The organism is Nocardia salmonicida NBRC 13393 (assembly GCF_001613085.1).
GTDB classification, from domain to species: Bacteria; Actinomycetota; Actinomycetes; order Mycobacteriales; family Mycobacteriaceae; genus Nocardia; species Nocardia salmonicida.
In genome coordinates, this window is sequence record NZ_BDBR01000029.1 from 1 (window position 1) to 20,668 (window position 20,668).

22 protein-coding genes and 1 tRNA gene are annotated in these 20,668 nt (G+C 66.4%); 8 read left to right on the forward strand and 15 right to left on the reverse strand.

The window, feature by feature from the left end:
* Positions 1–128: 128 nt before the first annotated feature.
* On the forward strand, positions 129–1,880 hold the full coding sequence (locus tag NS1_RS24485; RefSeq protein ID WP_062988116.1) for a TerD family protein: 1,752 nt from the start codon (positions 129–131) through the stop codon (positions 1,878–1,880).
* Here the strand turns inward: NS1_RS24485 and NS1_RS24490 are convergent.
* On the reverse strand, positions 1,877–2,167 hold the full coding sequence (locus NS1_RS24490; protein ID WP_062988118.1) for a hypothetical protein: 291 nt from the start codon (positions 2,165–2,167) through the stop codon (positions 1,877–1,879). The two genes, NS1_RS24485 and NS1_RS24490, sit on opposite strands and share 4 nt — an antisense overlap.
* 205 nt (positions 2,168–2,372) lie before the next feature.
* Between NS1_RS24490 and NS1_RS24495 the strand changes: the two genes are divergently transcribed.
* Entirely contained in the window at positions 2,373–2,645 is a 273-nt protein-coding gene (locus NS1_RS24495) for a hypothetical protein (protein ID WP_062988119.1), read from the forward strand.
* A 166-nt stretch (positions 2,646–2,811) separates the two neighbouring features.
* On the opposite strand, the gene NS1_RS24500 is transcribed toward NS1_RS24495, so the two are convergent.
* The 6 genes from NS1_RS24500 to NS1_RS24525 form a co-directional block, all read right to left on the reverse strand.
* Positions 2,812–3,300: an FBP domain-containing protein gene (locus tag NS1_RS24500; protein ID WP_056821232.1), complete on the reverse strand. Its 489-nt coding sequence runs from the start codon at positions 3,298–3,300 to the stop codon at positions 2,812–2,814.
* A gap of 106 nt (positions 3,301–3,406) precedes the next feature.
* Positions 3,407–4,636: a vWA domain-containing protein gene (locus NS1_RS24505; RefSeq protein WP_062988121.1), complete on the reverse strand. Its 1,230-nt coding sequence runs from the start codon at positions 4,634–4,636 to the stop codon at positions 3,407–3,409.
* 60 nt (positions 4,637–4,696) lie between these two features.
* The gene (locus NS1_RS24510) at positions 4,697–5,317 is read right to left on the reverse strand and encodes a response regulator transcription factor (protein WP_082844040.1); all 621 of its coding nucleotides are present in this window, start codon (positions 5,315–5,317) and stop codon (positions 4,697–4,699) included.
* Positions 5,314–6,456, reverse strand: a complete 1,143-nt coding sequence (locus tag NS1_RS24515; protein WP_062988123.1) for a sensor histidine kinase — start codon at positions 6,454–6,456, stop codon at positions 5,314–5,316. Before NS1_RS24515 ends, NS1_RS24510 begins: the two co-directional genes overlap by 4 nt.
* Positions 6,456–7,268 (reverse strand): ABC transporter permease, encoded by an 813-nt coding sequence (locus NS1_RS24520; protein WP_062988125.1) that lies wholly within the window; start codon positions 7,266–7,268, stop codon positions 6,456–6,458. Before NS1_RS24520 ends, NS1_RS24515 begins: the two co-directional genes overlap by 1 nt.
* On the reverse strand, positions 7,265–8,191 hold the full coding sequence (locus NS1_RS24525) for an ABC transporter ATP-binding protein (protein WP_062988127.1): 927 nt from the start codon (positions 8,189–8,191) through the stop codon (positions 7,265–7,267). Before NS1_RS24525 ends, NS1_RS24520 begins: the two co-directional genes overlap by 4 nt.
* 209 nt (positions 8,192–8,400) lie before the next feature.
* On the opposite strand from NS1_RS24525, the gene NS1_RS24530 reads away from it, so the two are divergent.
* The gene (locus NS1_RS24530; protein WP_084503968.1) at positions 8,401–8,928 is read left to right on the forward strand and encodes a nitroreductase family deazaflavin-dependent oxidoreductase; all 528 of its coding nucleotides are present in this window, start codon (positions 8,401–8,403) and stop codon (positions 8,926–8,928) included.
* A gap of 32 nt (positions 8,929–8,960) precedes the next feature.
* On the opposite strand, the gene NS1_RS24535 is transcribed toward NS1_RS24530, so the two are convergent.
* The gene (locus NS1_RS24535; RefSeq protein WP_062988129.1) at positions 8,961–9,980 is read right to left on the reverse strand and encodes an aldo/keto reductase; all 1,020 of its coding nucleotides are present in this window, start codon (positions 9,978–9,980) and stop codon (positions 8,961–8,963) included.
* A 126-nt stretch (positions 9,981–10,106) separates the two neighbouring features.
* Between NS1_RS24535 and NS1_RS24540 the strand changes: the two genes are divergently transcribed.
* From NS1_RS24540 to NS1_RS24550, 3 genes are all read left to right on the forward strand, one after another.
* Positions 10,107–10,679 carry a TetR/AcrR family transcriptional regulator gene (locus NS1_RS24540; protein ID WP_062988131.1) on the forward strand — a complete coding sequence of 191 codons (573 nt, stop codon included), beginning with the start codon at positions 10,107–10,109 and terminating at the stop codon, positions 10,677–10,679.
* A gap of 115 nt (positions 10,680–10,794) precedes the next feature.
* Positions 10,795–11,271: a hypothetical protein gene (locus tag NS1_RS24545; RefSeq protein WP_062988133.1), complete on the forward strand. Its 477-nt coding sequence runs from the start codon at positions 10,795–10,797 to the stop codon at positions 11,269–11,271.
* Between the two features lie 50 nt (positions 11,272–11,321).
* Positions 11,322–12,029, forward strand: coding sequence for a cysteine hydrolase family protein (locus NS1_RS24550; RefSeq protein ID WP_062988135.1), 708 nt, complete (start codon positions 11,322–11,324; stop codon positions 12,027–12,029).
* A gap of 57 nt (positions 12,030–12,086) precedes the next feature.
* On the opposite strand, the gene NS1_RS24555 is transcribed toward NS1_RS24550, so the two are convergent.
* Positions 12,087–12,160: transfer RNA gene (locus NS1_RS24555), tRNA-Ile, on the reverse strand.
* A gap of 360 nt (positions 12,161–12,520) precedes the next feature.
* Positions 12,521–13,525, reverse strand: coding sequence for a zinc-binding dehydrogenase (locus NS1_RS24560; protein WP_062988137.1), 1,005 nt, complete (start codon positions 13,523–13,525; stop codon positions 12,521–12,523).
* 544 nt (positions 13,526–14,069) lie between these two features.
* On the opposite strand from NS1_RS24560, the gene NS1_RS24565 reads away from it, so the two are divergent.
* Complete coding sequence (locus NS1_RS24565; protein ID WP_062988139.1) at positions 14,070–14,573, forward strand: UCP032817 domain-containing protein; 504 nt, start codon at positions 14,070–14,072, stop codon at positions 14,571–14,573.
* A 5-nt stretch (positions 14,574–14,578) separates the two neighbouring features.
* Here the strand turns inward: NS1_RS24565 and NS1_RS24570 are convergent, their stop codons facing one another.
* The 5 genes from NS1_RS24570 to NS1_RS24590 form a co-directional block, all read right to left on the reverse strand.
* Positions 14,579–16,351 carry an SDR family oxidoreductase gene (locus NS1_RS24570; RefSeq protein WP_062988140.1) on the reverse strand — a complete coding sequence of 591 codons (1,773 nt, stop codon included), beginning with the start codon at positions 16,349–16,351 and terminating at the stop codon, positions 14,579–14,581.
* A gap of 43 nt (positions 16,352–16,394) precedes the next feature.
* Complete coding sequence (locus NS1_RS24575; protein ID WP_062988142.1) at positions 16,395–17,489, reverse strand: PDR/VanB family oxidoreductase; 1,095 nt, start codon at positions 17,487–17,489, stop codon at positions 16,395–16,397.
* Entirely contained in the window at positions 17,486–18,385 is a 900-nt protein-coding gene (locus NS1_RS24580; RefSeq protein ID WP_062988144.1) for a metal-dependent hydrolase, read from the reverse strand. Before NS1_RS24580 ends, NS1_RS24575 begins: the two co-directional genes overlap by 4 nt.
* A 115-nt stretch (positions 18,386–18,500) precedes the next feature.
* Complete coding sequence (locus NS1_RS24585) at positions 18,501–19,499, reverse strand: YdcF family protein (protein ID WP_062988146.1); 999 nt, start codon at positions 19,497–19,499, stop codon at positions 18,501–18,503.
* A 101-nt stretch (positions 19,500–19,600) separates the two neighbouring features.
* Entirely contained in the window at positions 19,601–20,266 is a 666-nt protein-coding gene (locus NS1_RS24590; protein ID WP_307619685.1) for a rhomboid-like protein, read from the reverse strand.
* A 117-nt stretch (positions 20,267–20,383) separates the two neighbouring features.
* On the opposite strand from NS1_RS24590, the gene NS1_RS24595 reads away from it, so the two are divergent.
* Positions 20,384–20,668 (forward strand): plasmid stabilization protein, encoded by a 285-nt coding sequence (locus tag NS1_RS24595; RefSeq protein ID WP_062988148.1) that lies wholly within the window; start codon positions 20,384–20,386, stop codon positions 20,666–20,668.

The window sequence follows — 20,668 nt, forward strand, 5'->3', positions numbered from 1 at the left end:
GCCGCCGTTGCGTAGGCGACGAAGGAGCAAGCAACGGTGGCTAACCGGCGGCCCCTCAGGGCCGCGAACACGCGCGCGCCAGCGCGCCAATAAACTCTGTCGGACCCTCATGACATCATGCGAGCACCATGGAACTACGCAAGGGTGCGCACGCGCCGGTCCCGACATCGCTTCTCGCCGTGGTCGTTTCATGGCGGTCGGCACATGCCGTAGACGCGCACGCCCTGCTGGTCACCGAATCGGGCCTGGTCCGCGGTGACCGGGATTTCGTCTTCTTCAACGCCCCCCGCCATGCCTCCCAGGCAGTCACCCTCGACCAGGAGCCCGCCCCCGGTACCGCGCGACTGAGCATTTCGCTGCCCCGCACCGAATCCGATGTGGCACGCATCGTCATCAGCGCGTCCCTCGACGACGCCACCTTCGACCAACTCCTCGACCTCACCTTGACCGTGCACGCCGCCGACGGCCCGATCGCCCAGTTCACCATCGACGGCATCGAGGACGTCCAGGCGATGATGTTCGGCGAGTTCTACCGCCGCGACGGCCAATGGCGCTTCCGCGCGATCGGCCAGGGTTGGGCGGGCGGATTGGCCGGGTTGGCCACCGAATTCGGGGTAACGGTGGACGAACCCACCGCCGGAAGTGCCGCCACCGGCTCGAGTACCCCCGCGCGAGCGATGGGCCAGTTCGAGGGCTCGCCCGACCAACGGCACCGAGCTGTCACGCCCGCTGCCGCCTATCCACTCGACGAAGTCCCGCCGACTCACGCTCCCGCACTCACCCGCCGCGTCATCGACGTCCCCCCACCACCACCGCCGGACCCCGAGCTCGCCGACTGGCACCCCGATCCGGAAACCCCCGATCAACTCCGCTGGTGGGACGGCGACGAGTGGACCTCCAGCGTCCACCCGCACATCCACGATCACCGCACCCGTTGTACCCGCTGCGGCAATCCCCTGCGTCGCAAGCTGTTCGGCGGTCACGGACCGTGCAAGAACTGTGCCGAGGAGATCGAGGAATTCCTCACCCACTGGCGCAACCGGGCCAGGCGCGTGCTCGCGGGCCCCGGCACGATGTCGCAGGAATGGACCGAGGTGTGGGCCGCCCTGCGCTTCCAGCGCATCGACGAGGAGCGCGGCCGAACACTCCTGCGCGACGCGGGCCTGACCCAGGTCGAGCGCATGGTCGCCTTCGCCTTCGCCGACGGTGAGGTATTCGCCGACGAACTGGATGCCTTCGAACACGTCGTCAGCGAGCTGGCGCTGTCGGGCGCCGTGGTCGACGATCTGCGCCGCCGAATGCATCGCGGCCGCACTCTCTCCCGCTTGCGCGCCGGCGAACTGCCCACCATCAACACCCCCGGCCTGCACCTCGACCCCGACGAGCGCGTTCACCTCGACCTGCCCGCCGTCCACATCCGCATGCTCGCCCGCGGTCCACGTAACACCGAGGGCCGACTCATCGGCAGCTCCAAGAAACTGCGCTTCGTCGGCGACGGCACGGGCATCGAATTGCCGTGGAACCGGGTGGTTTCAGTGCATCCCGAGCACGGCACCGTCGTGCTCGCGGCGACGTCCGCGCGGGGCGGCGCGACTTTCGGCGTCACCGATCCCGACTATGTGGCGGCAGCACTGGAGGGTGCGTTGCGCGTGTCGAAACGCCTGGTCCTGACGCCGGGACAGCTCGACAGCCGCAGTATTCCCCAGGATGTGAAAGCCCAGGTGTGGCAGCGCGACGGCGGCGCGTGCGTCGAGTGCGGCGACGGCCACTACCTGGAGTTCGACCACATCATCCCGCTCAGTCGCGGTGGTGCGACGAGCGCGACGAATCTGCAGATCCTGTGCCGGGCCTGCAATCGCGCCAAGGGCGCGCGGATCTAGCTGAGGATCGCGTTCATGATGGTGCCGCCGCTGGTGGCGATCACACCGCCGATCATGGCGCCCGCGATCATCTTCGGCGACTCCATCGCGCTACCGTTCCACTTCTCCCAGGCGAACTTTCCACCGGCGACGGTGATGGCGAGCACGCCCGACAGGATCATGAACCAAGTCAGGTACTGGACCATTTTCATGATCTTGTCCGACAGCGGAGGCGCTTCCGGCGTCGGGTTGCCGATCTGCGCGTACGTGGTGATGGTGTCGGCCATCGACGTCAGAATGATGCTCATAGCCTGCTCCCCTATCGCGTGACGCGAACTGCGTTCCAGCCCTGCCGTATTCGAACGTGGTCCAGGATACGGGCGCGAACCCGCTGCACACCAACAAAACCGATCGGTTCGGTCAGATGGGCGCCGACACGGTGGCACACGACCGGATACCATCAGTGCAGAGTTCATCGTCGTCCCGTTCCTCCGAGATACCGAGTGAGACCCCATGCTCCTGGCCGCCGTCACCGATACCTTGGCGCAGATCGGCAATCCGACCCCCGAAGCGCCGCCACTGGCGGACAAGATCATGCAGCTGGTCAGGTACCTGACCTGGTTCATCTTGTTGTCCGGCATCATCGCCATCACTGTCGCGGGCGGAAAGTTCGCCTGGGAGAAGTGGACCGGCAGCTCCATGGAGTCGCCGAAGATGGTCGCGGGCGCCATGATCGGCGGCGTCGTCGCCACCAGCGCGGGCACCATCATGCAAGCGTTGCTCTAGAGGTTCCCGCTCCGCTCGGGTCGGTCCGGGATCAACCCGGCCCGACTCGACCGGCCAGGAACACATCGACCCGAGTTCTGTTCGGATTCAACAGAACTCGGGTCAGCTGGTTTGTCGAGTGTCGGCGCACAGCATCTACCTCCTGTCATCCGGTGGTTCGGGTCGGCTAGGTGTAGAGCCGGTCCACGAAGGCGTTCAGGTTTTCCACCACGCGCTGGGCCTTCTCCTCCGGCGTCAGATCCTCGCGATAGCGGCTGCCCATCGACGGCCGCTTCTTGTTGCGCGCATACAGCGAGCAGGCCAGATCGGTGCACATGTAGCTGCCGACCGTGTTCCCCTTGCGCCCCGACTCGCCCGTCTTGCTCGCGGTCATCAGCGAAACGCCGCCACCCGAGTGCGTGGTGAGGCAGATCGTGCACATCTGCGTCTTGCCCGATCCACCGGTCTCGTGCCGCAGCGCGACACTGACCAGCCCGTCCGCCCTCGGCACCGAGATATAACAGCGCCCCGCGTACGACGGGTCGGTCCAGCCGAGGAAGTCGAGGTCGTCCCAGGGCCGTTCACCCAGGTCACGCGGCACATTCAACCGCTTCGCGTCACCCTTCGAACAGTTGACGAACGACGACCTGATGTCGCGTTCGGTAATGGGTTCCATGCGTTGATCCTTTCAGTCTGCGAACAGCAGACGATAGACACGCTAACGATCCCTACCTGCGGAGACAACCGGATTTCCGACCGCCCAGCCGACGCTGGGCGACCCGTCAGCCGACGATCCCCGCAGTACGGGCGGCGCGCAGCCAGTCCGGGAATTCGCCGAGAAGGCGCCGGTAGAGCTCGGCGTCGTCGACCTGGTCGATATCGTCGAGGGCGAAGAAGCCCGCGTTGTCGACGATGCGGCCGTCGAGTTCGTCGAGGGTGCGCAGAACGCCGAAGTTGGCTTTGCCGAGGCCGATGAACTGCCAGAAGGCGGGCAGGTGGGCGGCCTCGCGCATCAGTGCGGCGATCTCGCGTTTCTTCGCGAAGCCGCCGTCGGTGAAGAACAGCACCAGGGTGGGCTCGGTCAGGGTTTCGATGATCGCGCGCATGATCGGCAGTTCGTCGTTGCGACCGCCCATGGCGTCGTAGTCGATGCCCTCGTGGGTGCCGGTGAGATGGAGGTAGGTCTGTGCCCACTGCTCCCCGTCCGCGACGGTGATATCGGGCAGCTTCGCGTAGGTCAGTGCGTAGAGGTAGGCCTCGAGCGTGCCGTCGTCATCGAGTTGGGTGGCAACCGGAATCATCCGTTCGACGACCCGGTGCACGGTGCCGCCGCGATACATCTTCTGCATGCTGCCGGTCTTGTCGATCACCAGCACCACCCGCGCTCTGGCGCCGAAAGCGCTCTTGTCGATCAGCACCTTCGCGACTTCACGCTTGCGCATGTCCAGCGTCTGCCGTTTGTCGAACGACAGCGCCGCCTCGCCGGGCACGGTCCGGACCTCGGGCGCCGCGCCAACTTCCGGCTCGTCGTCGACGCTCACCCCGTGATCGGTGACCAGGTCGGCGAACCCGCCCGCATAGCCCTGCCCGACAGCGCGGACCTTCCATTGTTCGCCCCGGCGATACAGCTCGAGCGCGATCACCACCGACTCGCGATCGAGTCCGTCGATCACATACTCGTGCAATACATTCCCCGCACGATCAGCGACCGATGCCACCGGTGCCGCGGCCGTTCCGAACGTATCGCCCTGCGCCGCGACAGTGATCACCGCGCGAATCTGCGCGATCTCGCCCGGCACCGCACCGAGTGAGATCTCGAGCCCCGCACCGTTGAGCCGAACACCGGGCGCCTGTGGCTGATTGAAGAAGACGAAGTCGGCATCCGAGCGCACTTTCCCCGCTTCGGTCACCAACAGCGCGGAGAGATCGGCCGCGACCCCGCCCCGCACCGACAGCACCACCTCGCCCGGATCCAGTCCAGCGTTCTGCCCCTTCACCAGCGCAGCAGCCACTGTCGCTCCTCATCTCACACCGTGCTCGGCCGTAATGCCCCACACCCTAGCGAAAACGCGCTAGATCCAACCCTTCTCACGAGCTTTGAGTGCGGCTTCGTAGCGATTGGACACGCCGAGCTTGGTCATCGCCGAGGACAGGTAGTTGCGGGTGGTGCCCGGGGAGAGGTGCGCGCGTTTGGCGATGTCCTCCACCGACGCGCCGTCGGCGGCGAATTCGAGGACGTCGGCCTCACGGGCGGTGAGGACGGTGTCCCCCGCGCTGATGGCTTCGGCCGCGAGTTCGGGATCGACGTATCGGCCCCCGTTGTGCACCGACCGGATCACCTCGGCCAGCGTCGCCGCCGAGGTCGTCTTGGGCAGGAACCCGCGCACACCCGCGGAAAGCGCGCGCTTGAGATAGCCGGGCCTGCCGTGACTGGTGACGATCAAAGTGCCTGCGCCAGGGGTGATCCGCAGCAATTCGACGGCGGTGTCGATGCCATCGATCCCCGGCATCTGGAGATCGATGACGGCGACCGCGGCGGGCTCACCTTCCTCGGCCCTGCGACGCCAGGCCGCGACGAGTTCCGCACCGGAACCGACGTGGGCGACAACCTCGAGATCGGGCTCCAGGCCGAGCATCGTCGCCATAGCGGCGCGGATGAGGGTTTCGTCGTCGGCCAGGAATACGGGAATCACTGATTCTCCCAATGGATTTCGAGGGTGAACTCGTCGCTGGATGTGGCGATGTCGAGGGTCGCGCCGACGGCGGCGAGTCGTTCGCCGAGGCCGCGCAGCCCGGATCGTTCACCGATCGCGCCCTGCGGGCGATCGTTGCGCAGCGACATGCCCGACCCGCCGAGGGTGAGCGTCGCGGTCGTCGCCGCCGAGTGTTCGACGATATTGGTCGTGCCTTCCCGCACCACCCAGGCCGCGACTTCGTGGAATGCCGCGGGCACCTTGGCCGCATCGCCCTCGACGACGAGTTCGCATCCCGCCGCCGACAGCAGTGACCGCGCCCCGGCCACCTCGCCACGCAGGTCGATATTGCGGTAGCCGCGCACCAGGGTGCGCATCTGTCCCATCGACTCGACCGCCAACGTTCTGACCTCTTCCATCTCCGCAGTCGCCCGATCGCTGTCGCCCGCTCGCGACAGTGCCACCGCCAATTCGCTTTTCACCGCGATGGCCGAGAACCCGCGGCCGACGACATCGTGCAGGTCCCGAGAGAAACGCAGCCGTTCCTCGGCGACCTGGAGTTGGGCCTCGACGCCTTTGGTTCGCTCCAACTCGTCGATGATTCCCAGCCCCCACACCGTGAGCCGGGTCAACACGATCGCGCAGATCCCGGTGATCACCAGCGCCGCCGCCCCCTGAAGGCCTTCGCGCAGCGGCGTTCCGAAGACCAGCAGCGGAGTGGCCAGGCTGAGCCCGATCAGAATCCACCACTTGTGGCGAGTGAACGGGATGACGGAGAAGATCGCCAGGACCACCGCGGACACGCCCACCGTGCGCGCGCTGTGGACTGTCGCCTCGTCGTTCGCCGAGCGGGCGACTATCCCACTGATCACCCACAGCGCAACCAACACCGCGATGGCCGCCAGCAACATCCGTGGCCGCGTCACCACGCCGGGGAAGGTGGCGAAATCGGGTTGCGCCTCCAGTGCGACAGCGGCCGCGATGCCACCGACGACGATCCCGAGCACCGACGGCACCGACTCGGCCTTGATCGCCAGCACCACGACCAGCACGGCGATCACCGCCTGGAACGAGCCCCGGCTGTAGAGCCGGAACTTGGCCGCCCCCGACAACTCGTGCCACCAGGCGGTCGCGCGCATCACCCGCGATCGTCCCAGCGGAAGCTCTTGCGGGTCAGCGCGAGCGCCAGCACGGTCCATAGCGCCAGTGTCGCAAACGGTCGGCCGGATTCGGTGACGGTGTCCACGAAGCTCAGCGCGGCGTCGGATTCGGCGACCGCCGACAGCTTGCCCGCCGCGCCGAGGGAGATGAGGTCGGAGACGGCGGCGAACGGGGTCCATTCGGCCAGCTGTGCCAGCCGGTCGGGCAGCACACCACGGATGGAGGACATGCCGAGCATCGCGATGATCATCACCGGCAGCGAGGTGATCTGCGCCGCCTCCGCGTTCTTGGTGTACGCGCTGGTCGCCAGGGCGAGTAGCGAGAACAGCACCGTTCCGCCGGCGAGAGCGACCACGATCGCCAGGGGGTTGACCGGCGCGGGTGTGCCGGTTCCGTAGACCACCGCGGTGACAACAGCCGTGCACGCGACCGTCATGATCGCACCGGGTATGGCCGGAGCGAGCTGGATCTGCCAGTCGGTGGCCTCACCGGTGCGCAACCGTTTCAGCACCCCTTCGCTGCGGCGGGTGGTCACCATCGACAGCACCGAGTAGTACTGCACGAACAGCAAGGCGAGCAGCGCGAGCAATTCGAAAGTCACTGCCGCCATCGCCGCTGTCGGCTCGGCATCTTTGCGGGCGATGAAGAAGGTGATCACCGGAATACCAATCGGGAACACCGTCGCCATGTAGACGAGAGTTTTGTTGCGGCGGAACTGCAGCCACTCGGCTTTGGCCAGAGCGGTGAGCGGTCGACGGCGGAATCCATTGGCGGGCAAGGTGGTAGTCATCGTGCTCCGATCAAGGTGGGAGTGGTGGCCTCGGCGATATCGAGGAAGACCGATTCCAGCGACGCGGCGCGCGCTTCGAGTCCGGTCAACCGCACGCCCGCTTCGCGTGCCCAGCCGAGCAGCTCGAACAGGTGGCCCTGTAAATCGTTGGTGCCGATCGTGACTCGCGCGCCGGCATCGACGCGGGCGCCACGGAACTGCGGCACGGGCAGTCCCGGGTGGTCGAACGCGATCCGCGCCGGATGGTCGTCGACGATGTCGCGCAGCGTGCCCCTGCGGGCGATCGCGCCCTTGTGCATGATCGCGATCTGATCGGCCAGTGCTTCGGCCTCGTCCAGATAGTGCGTGGTGAGCACCATCGTCACCCCCGACGCTTTGAGATCGGCGAGCAATTGCCATGTCCCACGCCGACTTTCCGGATCGAGGCCGGTGGTCGGCTCGTCCAGGAACAGCAAGCGCGGCTGCCCGAGCAGGGCACACGCCAGATCGACGCGGCGTTGTTCGCCACCCGACAGCGAACCGACCCGCACGCCCGCCCGATCGGTCAGGCCGACCTGCGCCAGCACGGCCTCGGCGGTGGTCGGATCGGTGCACGTCCCCCGCCACATCTCCAGCGTCTCGGCGACGGTCAGCTCGGCGGGCAGCCCACCGGACTGCAACATGATGCCGACTCTCGCGCGGACCTGGGCGCGGTGCCGGAGGGGGTCGAGGCCGAAGACTTCGACCTCGCCCGCCGAGGGGGCGACGAGCCCTTCCAGCATGTCCAGCGTCGAGGTCTTGCCCGCGCCGTTCGTCCCGAGCAGCGCGAACACCTCCCCCTCGTGCACCTCGAGGTCGACACCCTTGACGGCTTCGAATGCGTCGTCGCCGCGACCGTACGTTCGGCGCAGCCCGCGTGCGGTGATGACGTCTGTGTTTCCCATGCCTTCTACGGTGGTCGACGCGGGGTGTCACCAGTAGTAAGCGCAGTCACCGATGCGCGAGGGGATTCGCATGGGTCGGTCATGACATAAGTCATCGGTCCCACCAGCGACCACCCCGTGCCCTCCGCCTGGTCGCTTGACGATTCACCATCCGCTGGCCCGCCGCAGGTCTACTATTGAACGTAGTAGAGCGAACATCGGAGGAGCCCATGAGCGATCCGAACAATGCCCATCCCCGGCGTGAACCCAAGAGGTCACCGCTGGCACGACTGGTGGAATCGAGTTCTCAGTTCCTGAACAAGCGCGGGATCTTCCTCGGCCGCCGATCGACGAAACTCCATGTGGCCCTGTACCGCCGGACCAACGGCCGAGTGGGTGGCCACCTGCCCGCCTGGCCCGATGCCCGAATCCTGCTCCTCGACCACGTCGGCGCCAAGTCCGGCACCCACCGAACATCACCCTTGATGTACCACGCCGACGGCGACCTCATCGCCATAGCCGCCTCCAAAGCCGGCCAACCAACCCATCCGGCCTGGTTTCACAACCTGAAAGCCAACCCGGACACCACCATCCGAATCGGCGCCCGATCCCACCCCGTCCGAGCCCGCGTGGCAACCGAGGCGGAACGAAACCTACTGTGGCCGAGGTTCATCGAGTTCTTCCCGAGCTACGACTTCTACCAACGCCACGCAGGCAACCGCACGATCCCGATCGTGATCCTCACCCCGCGCGGGTGAACTCGATCGCCCGTTGAGCCTCTCGCCTCAACTCAGCGACGACGTTGGGATGAGTTGAGCAGAGAGGGTGGGGTGTCGCGCTTTTCGTGGGGGGCGAGGTCGGTACCGGGGGCGACGATCGCATCGATGGCGTCGAGGACGTCGGGGGGCAATACGGTGTCGGCGGCGGCCAGTTGGGAGTGCAAGTGGTCGATGGTGCGTGGGCCGATGATGGCGCTGGTGACGGCTGGGTGGGCGGTGACGAAACCCAGGGCGAGTTGGATCAGGGTCAGGCCGGCCTGGTCGGCCACCGTGGCTAGTTGTTCGACGGCGGTCATCTTGGCGTGGTTGGTCGGGATGGTGGTGTCGTAGCGGTCGGGCATGAATGTCGAACGGCTGGTGGTTATTTCGCGGTCGGCGCGGATCGCGCCCGAGAGCCAACCCGAGGCCAGCGGGCTCCAGGCGAGCACGCCGAGGCCGTATTCCTCGGTGACCGGCAGGACGTGAGTTTCGATGCCGCGCTGGAGGATCGAGTAGCTGGGCTGTTCGGTGACGTATCGGCTCAGGTCATGCTCCCTGGCGGCCCACTGCGCCTGCACGATGCGGTAGGCGGGAAACGTCGAGGATCCGAAGTAGCGGATCTTGCCTGCGCGCTGTAGGTCGGTCAGTGCCGCGAGAGTTTCCTCGTCGCTGGTTTCGGGGTCCCAGCGGTGGATTTGATAGAGGTCGACATGGTCGACATCGAGTCGGCGCAGGCTGTTGTCGAGCGCGGTGGTCAACCAGCGGCGCGAGCCGCCGCGATGGTTGCGCTCCTCACCCATCGGCATGCTCGCCTTCGTGGCCAGCACGATGTCATCCCGACGGCCCGCGATGGCCTTGCCGACCAGTTGCTCCGATTCGCCTTGGCCGTACATATCGGCGGTATCGATGAGATTGATGCCGCCATCGATGGCGACATCGATCATGGCGGTGACCTCGTCCTGTGTGGACTTTCCCAGCTTGCCGAAGTTCATCGCGCCGAGCACCAGCGTGCTGACCTGAACGCCCGTACGGCCCAGAGTGCGGTAGTGCATGGTGGTTCCTCCCAGATGAGCTTGGTTCGGTTCGCCGGATCTGGCATCCTCGACCAAGCGGAACGATGTTCCGCTAATCAACATACGGAACGCTGTTCCGTTTGCCAAGAGGGAGGCTTCGCGACCGTGGTCGACAACCCGACCGAGGCGCCGCGCAAACGCGCGGACGCCCGGCGCAACCAGCAAGCGCTACTCGACGCCGCCGCGGCCGCTTTCGTCGCCTCGGGCGTAGACGTCCCTGTCCGCGAGATCGCCACCCGAGCCGGCGTCGGCGTCGGCACCATCTACCGCCACTTCCCCACCCGCGCCGACCTCATCGTCGCCGTCTACCGCCACCAGGTCGAAGCGTGCGCCGAAGCCGGCCCCGCCCTCCTTGCCGCCCACGGCTCCCCCCACGCCGCACTCGGCGAATGGATAACCCTCTTCGCCGACTTCCTCACCACCAAACACGGCCTGGCAGAAGCACTGCAATCCGACGCGGCCACCTTCGAAACCCTCCACACCTACTTCCTCGACCGCCTGGTCCCCACCTGCGCCGCCCTGCTCACCGCCGCCACCACCGCAGGTGAAATCCACCCCGACATCGACCCCTACGAACTGCTCCGCGCGGTCGGCAATCTCTGCATCGGCGGCGACACTCCCCGCTACAACCCGCGCCGAATGGTCGCCCTCCTCATCGCGGGACTGAGCGCGAAGTAGACCTGAGACGCGAAGCCTGCATTGTCCGAGATCTAGCAACGCTAGACAGCCTAGCGAGCGAATGTTACCGTTGCTCTAGCTTCTAGCGTTGCTAGATTTTGGAAGGGAACTCGAAATGCTCACTGTCACCGGCCAGATCATCGCCGTCGTCGCCGTTCTCGCGAATGCCGTTGTCTACGGCACCGATGTCTGTGGGGCCGTCATCATGCGGTCTGTGTACCGCAAGCTCGACGATGCGACCGTGACCGTCAGTGCGGGATGGGGTCACTACTACGGCGACAAGCGGATGCCGATCGTCGGGGCGGGCGGCGTGGTCGCCGCGGTGCTCACCCTGCTGATCGCACTGTTGGCCGGCCAGATCCGCGCCGCTGTCGCGGCGGGCATCACGGTGGCAGCACTGCTCACCTGGCTCGCCTTCTACGTCCGAATCGCCAAGCCGATCAATACCCAGCAGACCGCCGCCGCCCTGAGCGGCATCATTCCGGCCGATGCCCGCGCGCTGCAGGACAGGTGGGACAGCATTCTGAAGTACCGGGTCGCCCTGCAGTTCATCGCCCTTGCCGGACTGTGTGCCGCGCTGATCCTGTTCTGATCCCAGAAGTCGCAGCGCCGACTGGACCATGTCTACGGCACGATGGGGTTATGGGTGAGAACTCGGTCGCGCTGCATGATTGGAAGATCGGTGTCGGCGAGTACGCCCGTCATGAGGCCCGGCGCGGACGCAGGCACGCCTACCCGGTCCTCACTGCGGTGCGTACCGCTCTGGTGGTGATCGATATGGTGCCGTTTCATGTCGGAGCCAACCCCTATTGCCGTGGGATCGTGCCTAACATCAACCGGATTGCCGTTGCCCTGCGAGCGGTCAGCGGGACGGTTGCCTGGGTTCTGCCCAGCGCCGGGGAACCCACCGACGCCGCGATCGAGTTCTTCGGCCCACAGGTCGCCGAAAGCTATAGCAGCACAGGAGGTTCCGGCCCGATGCCCGACCGCCTCTGGCCTGGTCTGACCGTCGGCGCGGGTGACCTGTTCGTCGAGAAATCCGCCTTCAGCGCGTTCTTCCCCGGCCGGTGTTCGTTGCCGGGACTGCTCGAACAACGCGCGATCGACACGGTCTTGATCGCGGGCACCGTCACCAATGTGTGCAGCGAGTCCTCCGCCCGCGATGCCTCGACCCTCGGCTTCCGAACGATCATGGTCGCCGACGCCAATGCCGCACGGAACGACCACGAACACAACGCGACACTCCACACGATCTACCGCTCGTACGGTGACGTACGCCCGACATCCGACGTACTCGAGATGCTCAATGCCTCTTCCCCGGTTACGAAATCTCGCACGACCTCCACATAGCTGCCGAAAGCGGCTCGGGGCGACAGACAGTGATAAACAGCAGTTCAGGAGGGGAAGTGGGGCGGGTGGGGCTCGAACCCACGACCAGCGGATTATGAGTCCGCGGCTCTAACCGACTGAGCTACCGCCCCTCGCCGCGGGGGTCTCCGCGGGCGAGTCGCATGGTACCCGGCGGAGTGCGGGGTTGACCACTTGGCGCGGTGGTCGTGTCGGGCCGGTACAGGAACGGCGATCGGGACGCGGCTTCCGAGAAAGGCGCGGCGACCGATCGCCGTTGTGTGCTACACCCGAGGGTAAGGGTTACGAGCGCTCGGCTCGCTGGCCTCCCCGCACTCGAACTTCGCGTTCGCGACGCTCGATGTTGCCCCCTGGGTTGCTGGCCACCTTGATGACTCCTATTACCAACAACAGAACCGCAGCTATCACTGCGACGATAATCAGTCCCTGCACGAACATAACTTAACGTGTATTCCGTTGCGGCGCACAATAAGTTACAATGACGCGCCGATCGTCAACAAGGTACGGCCAAGGGCGGAGCGGTCTTCGATCGCCGCATGAGCCTGCCGCACCTCGTCGATCGGGAAAGTCTGCCCGATAACGACTTCGAGCGAGCCTGTAGCTACCGCTTCCTGAGCGCGGGCAGTGATGCCGACCCAATCGACGTCGCCGCCGACGATATCGAACAGGCCGAGTACCGCGACGTCACGCGCGACCGCCGCATCGGTGTCGCCCAGCGCGAAATCCCCTGCGGCGGAACCATATCCGAGGAAGAGACCTTTGTCGGATGCGGCGATCAACGCAGCGCCGCCGATGGCGCCACCCGCGCCGTCGAACACGACCGACGCTCCCCCGCCGGTGATCTCGCGGACTTGCTGCTCCCAGCCCTCGGCGGAGTAGTCGACTACCGCTGCAGCACCCAATCGTGTTGCCAGCGCCAGCTTTTCCGGACCGCGGGCCGCGGCCACAACCTGCGCGCCCGCCGCGACGGACAGTTGAATGAGCAGGGTGCCGAGTCCACCCGCGGCGGCGGTGATCAATACCCACGAATTCGGTTGCACCGCAGCCCTGTCGAAGACAGCAAGAGCGGTGCGGCCGTCATGGGCGAGGCCGACAGCCTGCTCGGTGGTGAGCCCGTCGGGGATCTCGGTCAGAGTGGCGGCCTTGGCCAGGGATTTCTCGGCGTAGCCGCCGATGGGCAAACCCCCGCCGATGCCGCTCGCCGCGGTCTGGGTGACGACGCGCTTGCCGAGCCAGCCGGGGTCCACCTCGGCGCCGACCGCGCTCACCACGCCACCGATCGCACCACCGGGGACGTAGGGCAGGCTCAACGGGAAGAAGTCCTGACCCCATCCGCTGCGCAGCCGGGTGTCGAGGAACATCACGTCGGCGACCTCGACGTCGACGACCACTTCGGCCGAATCCGGTTGTGGTGTCGGGAATTCCAATACTTCCAGGACCTCTGGCCCACCGAATTCCTTGACCTGCACTGCACGCATGGCGACTCCTTCGTGACGTTGTCCGAACGAGTCAAGGATGAAACCTCGAGCCGAGTTCAGGTCAAGGACACTAGGACGTACGTCACACGACTAGGAACCGCCACCGCAGCTGCTACTGCTCCCACCCCCGCAGCTGCTGCTACTCCCGCCGGAACAGCTGCTGCTACTCCCGCCGGAACAGCTGCTGCTACTTCCGCCGCCGCAGCTACTGCTGCTCCCACCACCGCAGCCATTGTTCGATCCGCCGCCGCAGCCACTGTTCGAACCCCCACCGCAGCCACTGGACGGACTGCCCGGATCCCATGGCTGACCCGAGGTCCCGTCGACGTATCCGGTCACCCCGGCCGACCCGGCCACCCATCGCCGATCCAGCGGGGGCGCACCCTGCGACTGAATCGACCGCTGAATCAGCCACACGATGGTCGTCACCACCGCGCCGATACACACCACTATGAACCCGAGCAGGAGCATTATCACCATGCCCGCAGGCTAATCCCCGGACCCGCCCGCGGCACCCCCACCTCCAGTGGCCTTACAGTGAATTGTGGCGTTCTCTTTCCTCCGGCCCGGCACACGGCAAGTCGACCTACCCACCGTCGACCGCACCGTCGCCGCCCTGCGTCTGCCCGAAGCGATCTTCAAGACCTCGCCCTGGCAACCTCGTGAACTCGTGGAAACCGGTCTGCGCCAATGGTTACGGTGCTGCGGCGCCGCCATTCGCGACGACCAGGTGATCGGCATGCCCTCGCACGCGGTCGACGAGGCGTGGCACGGCTTCATTCTCTGCACCCAGCTCTACGCGAACTTCTGCGAGCAGGCTTACGGACGTTTCCTGCACCATTTCCCAGAGGGCGTCGGGGAGAGCACGCAGAATCACGGCACCATGGTCGAACAACTGGGCCGCACCGTGGTCGCCTGGTCGCTGGTGGCGCGACCGGACGAAGAGTGCGTGCTGTGGGACCTGGACCGCAAGGTCGGCGTCGAGGACCCGTGGGGCGTGGACGCCCGGCACGTTGCCGCCGTGCAGGAGCAACTGCGCCGGGCGTAGCCGATTCAGACCAGCTTCATCCGGCGGGCGGCGAACCGCACCGCGCCGGGTGCGATCCGGTTGATCCGATACTGCACCCACGATTCCGGCGTCACCGGCACGATGTCGCGCCCGGTCCGCACCGCCTTCACGATCTGCGCCGCCACCCGGTCGGGGGTGTAGCCGCGCCGCTCGTAGAGCTTGTCGAACTTCTGCTGCGCGGCCGCCTCCTCCTGGGCGGAGACACCCGAGATGCGGGTGGTGGCGACGATATTCGTATGCACGATGCCCGGGCACACGGTCGACACCGAGATGCCGCGGTCGGCGAGTTCGGCACGCAGGCAGTCGGAGAACATGAACACCGCCGACTTACTGGTGGCATAGGCCGCCATGTCACGCTGTGGGCTGTAGGCGGCCATGCTGGACAGGTTCACGATGTGCCCGCCGAGCCCACGATCGGCCATCGCCGCGCCGAAAGCCCGGCAGCCGTTGACGACACCGCCGAGGTTGATCCGCAGCACGCGATCGAACTCCTCCGACGGAGTGTCGAGGAACCCGCCGGCCTGACCGACACCGGCATTGTTGACCAGCACATCGGGCACGCCGTGCGCGGCGATCACCATGTCGGCATGCGCGCGCACCGCGTCCTCGTTCGACACATCGAGCGGGTAGGAGTGCGCCACACCACCTTCCGATGCGACGAGCTCGGCGGTGGCCTTGGCGGCGAGCTCGTTGACATCGGAGACCACCACTTCGGCACCGAGCCGCGCGAAGGCCAGTGCGGTCTCCCGGCCGATGCCGCTACCCGCACCGGTGACGACAACCAGCTTGTGCTCGAATTCCCTGCGCGCAGTGCCCACTTCGGCCCTGGCCAGGCCCCGTGAGACTCCCGCACCGTCGAGCGCGTCGATCAGCTCGGTGGTCGCGGTCGCGAGGTGCTCCGGATGCGAGAACGGCATCCAGTGCCCGGCGGGAACATCACGACGCCACAGCCGGTCGGTCCATTTGCTCGAATCATCGTAGCCCGCGGGCCGCACGGCGACATCGCGTCCTGCCACGATCAACTGCACCGGCACCTCGGTGTGGCGCTCGCGCGGGGACAGCATCCTGGCCACGATGTTGGCGCGATAGATGAGCAGCCCGTCGACCATGTCGCGGCGGAAGGTCGGGCCGAGCTTCACAGTGGCGGCGGGGGTGTCGTTCATGAGGGAAACCGCGCGCTGCCACACCTTTTCGGTGCCGATGGCGTTGAACGTGGCGCGCGGCAGCCCGGGAGTCATGAAGAAGAAGGTGTAGGCCGAGGAGGCGAGCTGGGTCATCGGCTGCCACACATTGCGCAGGGTGGGGCGGGAGAGCCGGTCACGTGCCCAGCTGGACAGGTGGTCGAGGTTGGGGCCGGAGACCGAGGTGAACGAGGCGACGCGCGCGGTGGCCTGCGGCTCGCACACCGCTTCCCACACCTGCACCGAACCCCAGTCGTGGGCGAGTACGTGCACGGGACGGTCGGGGCTCACCACGTCGAGCACGGCGTAGAAGTCGCGCGCGAGTTCGTCGAGACGGAAGTCGTCGGTGCGCTGGGTGCGGGTGGATTCACCGTGGCCACGGGTGTCGTAGGCGACCACATGGAAGCGCTCGGTGAGCAGCGGAATCACCCTGTCCCACAGGTGATGGGTGTCGGGCCAGCCGTGCACGAGCACGATGGTGTCGGCGGTCGGGTCGCCGTATTCGAACACGGCGATGTCGAAATCACCACTGCGGACGGTGCGCTGGTTCGCAGGCTGTGGGCTGTCGTTCGTCATGATCTGTCGGACTCCCTGTCCACTGATTTGTCCCCGAAAAGGTTCACAGGTCGAGCACCAATCGCTCACCGCGGGAACGGGATACACACGCGAGCATGGCGCCCTCGGCACGATCGGCAGCGGAGAGCACGGTCTCGCGGTGATCCGGCTCGCCGGAGCGGACCCGCACCACGCAGGTGCCGCAGAAACCCTGTCTGCACGAATAGGGCTGGTCGGGGCGCGTATCGAGAATGGTGTCGAGCACGGTACGGTCGGCATCGACGGTGACCACCTCGCCGCTGGAGGCGAATTCGATCTCGAACGGCGTGCCGTCGACAACCGGCGGCGGCGAGAACCGCTCGAAATGCAGCTCCACTTCGGGCATCTCGCGCACCGCGGTGACGATCGCCGAGGTCATCGGGGTCGGGCCGCACGCGTAGACGGCGGTGCCGGGACCGACGCCGGTCAGCAGATCCGCCGCGACGGGCAGACCGTGTTCGTCATCGGTGCGCACGACCACATTCGCGCCGATACTCTCGATCTCGGCCAGGAACGGAATGGTGTCGCGGCTGCGTCCGCTGTAGACCAGCGTCCACGGCACACCCAACCGGTGCGCGAGCCGGGCCATCGGCAGAATCGGCGTGATGCCGATGCCACCGGCGATCAAATGCAGTCGCCGCGAGGGCGATCCGTGCCCCGGGACCGCGAACGGGAAGGCATTGCGTGGCCCGCGTACCACCAATCGACTGCCGACCGGCAGTGCGTCGTGCACCTCGATCGAGCCGCCGCCGCCACCGGGAATCCGGCGCACCGCGACCCGGTAGGCGCGTTGGTCCGCGGGGTCGCCGCACAGCGAGTACTGCCGCAGCCGGCCCGACGGCAATTCGAGGTCGAGGTGCGCGCCGGGCCGCCAGCGGGGCAGGACCCGGCCGTCGGGTGCCTCGAGGCGCAGGCTCACCACGTCCTGGTCGTGCGCTTCGATCCGGCGTTCGGTCACCACCACGAGCAGGCGGCGGTCGTCGACGCGCGGTCGCAGATCATTGCGGTTGACCAGCGCGGTCCAGCGCAGCCGAGCGGTCGCGACGGCATCGATGATCCTGATCGCCGGGTCGTGACGACGCTTGCCGTAGAGGTCGGCCGGGATGTCGCGAGTGGTCACGACGCGGCCGCGCGAGCACCCGGCGAAGCGGCCAGGTAGGCGATGGCCTGCGCCGTGGAGCCGACCGATTGCGGGTTGTACCCGGGCTGGAAGGTCGACAGCGCACTCACCAGCAACGACGGAACGCCGGGCAGCGCACCACGCCACATCGCCGCGAACACTCCGCCGAGCAGCCGCGTGTAGCCCCGATCGGACAGCTGCGGATCCTGCTGCACGAGAAAGCGTGCCCCACGCACCAACACCACGAGGAAGATCGGGAAAACCAGCGTCATCGCCGCGCACCGGCGCACGTACCCGACCCCGAAGTACTCCGCGACATCGTGGGCGACATTGCGATGCTCGACCTCTTCGGCACCGTGCCAGCGGAACAGGTCGACCATTCGCGGGTCGGCGCCGAACTTCTCCAGGTCGGCGTTGAGAATCCAGTCGCCGAGCCAGGCGAAGAAATGCTCGAGGCAGGCGATGAAGGCGAGCCGTTCCACCAGCATCTGGCGGCCGACGCGATCGTCGCCGCGGGCTCCGAGCGAGATGCGGAACAGGTATTCCATCTGCCGCAGGTAGGGGTCCGCGTCGACGCCGTGCGCGGTGAAGACGTCCTCGAGCACCTTGCCGTGGGTCTGCGCGTGCATGGACTCCTGGCCGATGAAACCGAGCATGTCCTCGCGCAGCTTCTCGTCCTTGACGTAGGGCAACGCCTCGCGATAGGTCTCGATGAACATGCGCTCACCCTCGGGCAGCAGCATGTTCAGCGCGCTGATCAGGTGACTGGCGATGGGTTCGGCCGACATCCACTGCAGGTCGACGCCGGACCAGTCGAAGCTGACATTGCGCGCGTGCAACGCCACCACGCCCGGATCGATCTCCGGATTTTCTCTTCCCCAAGGAAATAACTTCATCGGTACTCCTCGATCAACCGCGCACGGTTACCCGCACACCAGGTCGCGACGTTGCGTCCTACTCGGTAGCTCCGATGATACAACTATCCATAACTTTACGTAACACCTAAATTCGTCAAGCGGCTTCACCGAAGATCGCCAGCGCGACCGGCGCCGCCACCAGCAGCGCGCATATCACGGCATTGAGGACCTTGTACTCGACCAGAATCCCGACGTATTCGCGCAGGACAGCGCTGGGGAGGTAGTAGCGTGCCGTCGGGGCGCCGACGGCCTGGGCGTCGAGCCCGACCTGACGGGCGAGCACAGCGGTCCGCAGGACATGGAAATTGCTGGTGACCAGCAGGATGCGCCTGTCGATCCCGCGCCGGGCGAGCAGTTCCCGGCTGAACAGGAGGTTCTCGCGGGTGGTCGTCGAGCGGTCCTCGCGCAGGATCTCGTCGTCGCGCACACCGTGCTCGACCAGGTAGTCGGCCATCGCGGTACTTTCGGCGACCCTCTCGTCGGAACCCTTGCCGCCACTGGTGACCAGCAGCGGCGACGGGCCGTGCGCGGCGCGCCAGATGCCAAGCGCGCGGTCGAGCCTGCTCGCCAGCAGCGGCGGGACCCGGTCACCGAGCAGGCCGGAGCCGTGCACGACGATCGCGACGGCGTCGTCGGTACGGGTCACCCCGCCGTAGACGACCGAGTACAACAGGAACGCGACCAGTACGAAGCCGAGATAGGCGGCGACGAGCACGACCGCCAGCAGCAACACACCGAACACTGTCCCCTCGGCGATCACCGCCATCAGCAACAACACATACGGAACCAGCAGCGCGAAGCCGAGACCGAGGGACAGCAGATTCGCCAGGCGTACGCCCTCGCGGCGCAACATCACCATGCCGTTGAGCATCAACAGCCCGGCCAGGGCAAACACCAGCAGCGGCGACAGCGCGAGCGCGAAGAAGACCAGAGTTCCCAGGGCAGCTCCTTCGACGCCCGAACCGATCAGTGCGGCGCCGACACACAGAATTCCGAGTAGCAGCAACACTCCATTGCTGAATCGGCGCCGCTCCTGACGGAAACACAGCGCGAACACACCGAGCAGAACCACACCTATCGCCAGCAAGATCACCAGCCCACCCTAGTGAGCACGGGGCTCGCAGCGATCGCCAGTCCTCGACGGGTGGCCTGAGCAAATACGAAAATGGATTTGACCAGCTACTAACAAGCAAATCATCGCTCGGCGGCGAACCGCCGTTTCAGCAGTACGCCTGGATTCCACCGGCGTCCGCGACCTCGCGTCAGCGGGTAGCAGGCGAACCCGATGGCGGCCGCGCTCGCGTGCCCGATATCGGTGAACGTGCGGTTGAGGAAGATCGGCGGAACCACCACCGCGAGCACCCCGAGCATGTACACCCAGCGCCACGGCGTCACGAACCGGTAGGCGAGCACCGCGGCGACACCGGCCAACGCGTAGCTGACGCCCACATCGAGGATGTACATCGCCCGTTCGGGCGCGTCCTCGCTACGGATCGCCCACAGCACCACGCCCTGGCTGAGATAGGTGGCGCCCACGTGCGCGAGCACCACGACCACGAGCCAGCGCAGGGTGCCGAGCCAGCGTTCGGCATTGGCGTGAAAGATCGTGAACAGCACCGCGTAGGCGAGCCATCCGCTGCCGTCGGTCCAGAACGCGCTGGTGATCAGCACACGCACGGGATCTTGGCCGAGGTGGTGCAGGTTCGTCGACCGGTGATCGAGCCATTGCCTGGCTTCCTCCGGCGGGAGCAGATCGATGATCACCGTGGTCACGGCGAGAGCGGCCAGCCACAGGTAGGTACCGGGCGCGCTGCGGATCCACCGCCACCCGCGGTTCGCCATCCTGCTCGGTGCGCCCACCAGAACAGTGTGCCAGGCGCGGATTGCCACAGCATTGCTGTGGACTCCTGTTTCCTCGGCGAATCTGCGGGTAGGCGGCCATCAGAGTCGACATCCCGATCGGAGGAGGAGCAGGTCATGCCCCAGCAAGCGTGGAGCGACAAGCGCGAACGGCAGTACAAGGACATCAAGAAATCGGAACGCGAGCGTGGCCGCGGCGAGAAACGCGCCGAGGAGATCGCCGCGCGGACGGTGAACAAGACTCGCGCCCAGCACGGCGAGACGAAGGGTTCGGGCGGCCAACGGCCCCAGGGCAGCGGCAAGACCCGCGATCAGCTCTACGAGGAAGCCCGCCGCCGCAATATCGATGGCCGCTCCAAGATGAACAAGCAGGAATTGGCCAACGCTCTCGGCCGCAGCTGA

What these genes read in the sequence shown, in the direction of transcription:
- NS1_RS24580 (WP_062988144.1), bottom strand. Translation starts at nt 18,385, where the DNA reads ATGAAGTTATTTCCTTGGGGAAGAGAAAATCCGGAGATCGATCCGGGC.
- NS1_RS24515 (WP_062988123.1), bottom strand. Translation starts at nt 6,456, where the DNA reads ATGCGCGCGACCGCCTGGTGGCACGAGTTGTCGGGGGCGGCCAAGTTC.
- NS1_RS24495 (WP_062988119.1), top strand. Translation starts at nt 2,373, where the DNA reads ATGCTCCTGGCCGCCGTCACCGATACCTTGGCGCAGATCGGCAATCCG.
- NS1_RS24560 (WP_062988137.1), bottom strand. Translation starts at nt 13,525, where the DNA reads ATGCGTGCAGTGCAGGTCAAGGAATTCGGTGGGCCAGAGGTCCTGGAA.
- NS1_RS24570 (WP_062988140.1), bottom strand. Translation starts at nt 16,351, where the DNA reads ATGACGAACGACAGCCCACAGCCTGCGAACCAGCGCACCGTCCGCAGT.
- NS1_RS24530 (WP_084503968.1), top strand. Translation starts at nt 8,401, where the DNA reads ATGAGCGATCCGAACAATGCCCATCCCCGGCGTGAACCCAAGAGGTCA.
- NS1_RS24500 (WP_056821232.1), bottom strand. Translation starts at nt 3,300, where the DNA reads ATGGAACCCATTACCGAACGCGACATCAGGTCGTCGTTCGTCAACTGT.
- NS1_RS24520 (WP_062988125.1), bottom strand. Translation starts at nt 7,268, where the DNA reads ATGACTACCACCTTGCCCGCCAATGGATTCCGCCGTCGACCGCTCACC.
- NS1_RS24545 (WP_062988133.1), top strand. Translation starts at nt 10,795, where the DNA reads ATGCTCACTGTCACCGGCCAGATCATCGCCGTCGTCGCCGTTCTCGCG.
- NS1_RS24535 (WP_062988129.1), bottom strand. Translation starts at nt 9,980, where the DNA reads ATGCACTACCGCACTCTGGGCCGTACGGGCGTTCAGGTCAGCACGCTG.
- NS1_RS24550 (WP_062988135.1), top strand. Translation starts at nt 11,322, where the DNA reads ATGGGTGAGAACTCGGTCGCGCTGCATGATTGGAAGATCGGTGTCGGC.
- NS1_RS24485 (WP_062988116.1), top strand. Translation starts at nt 129, where the DNA reads ATGGAACTACGCAAGGGTGCGCACGCGCCGGTCCCGACATCGCTTCTC.
- NS1_RS24490 (WP_062988118.1), bottom strand. Translation starts at nt 2,167, where the DNA reads ATGAGCATCATTCTGACGTCGATGGCCGACACCATCACCACGTACGCG.
- NS1_RS24525 (WP_062988127.1), bottom strand. Translation starts at nt 8,191, where the DNA reads ATGGGAAACACAGACGTCATCACCGCACGCGGGCTGCGCCGAACGTAC.
- NS1_RS24595 (WP_062988148.1), top strand. Translation starts at nt 20,384, where the DNA reads ATGCCCCAGCAAGCGTGGAGCGACAAGCGCGAACGGCAGTACAAGGAC.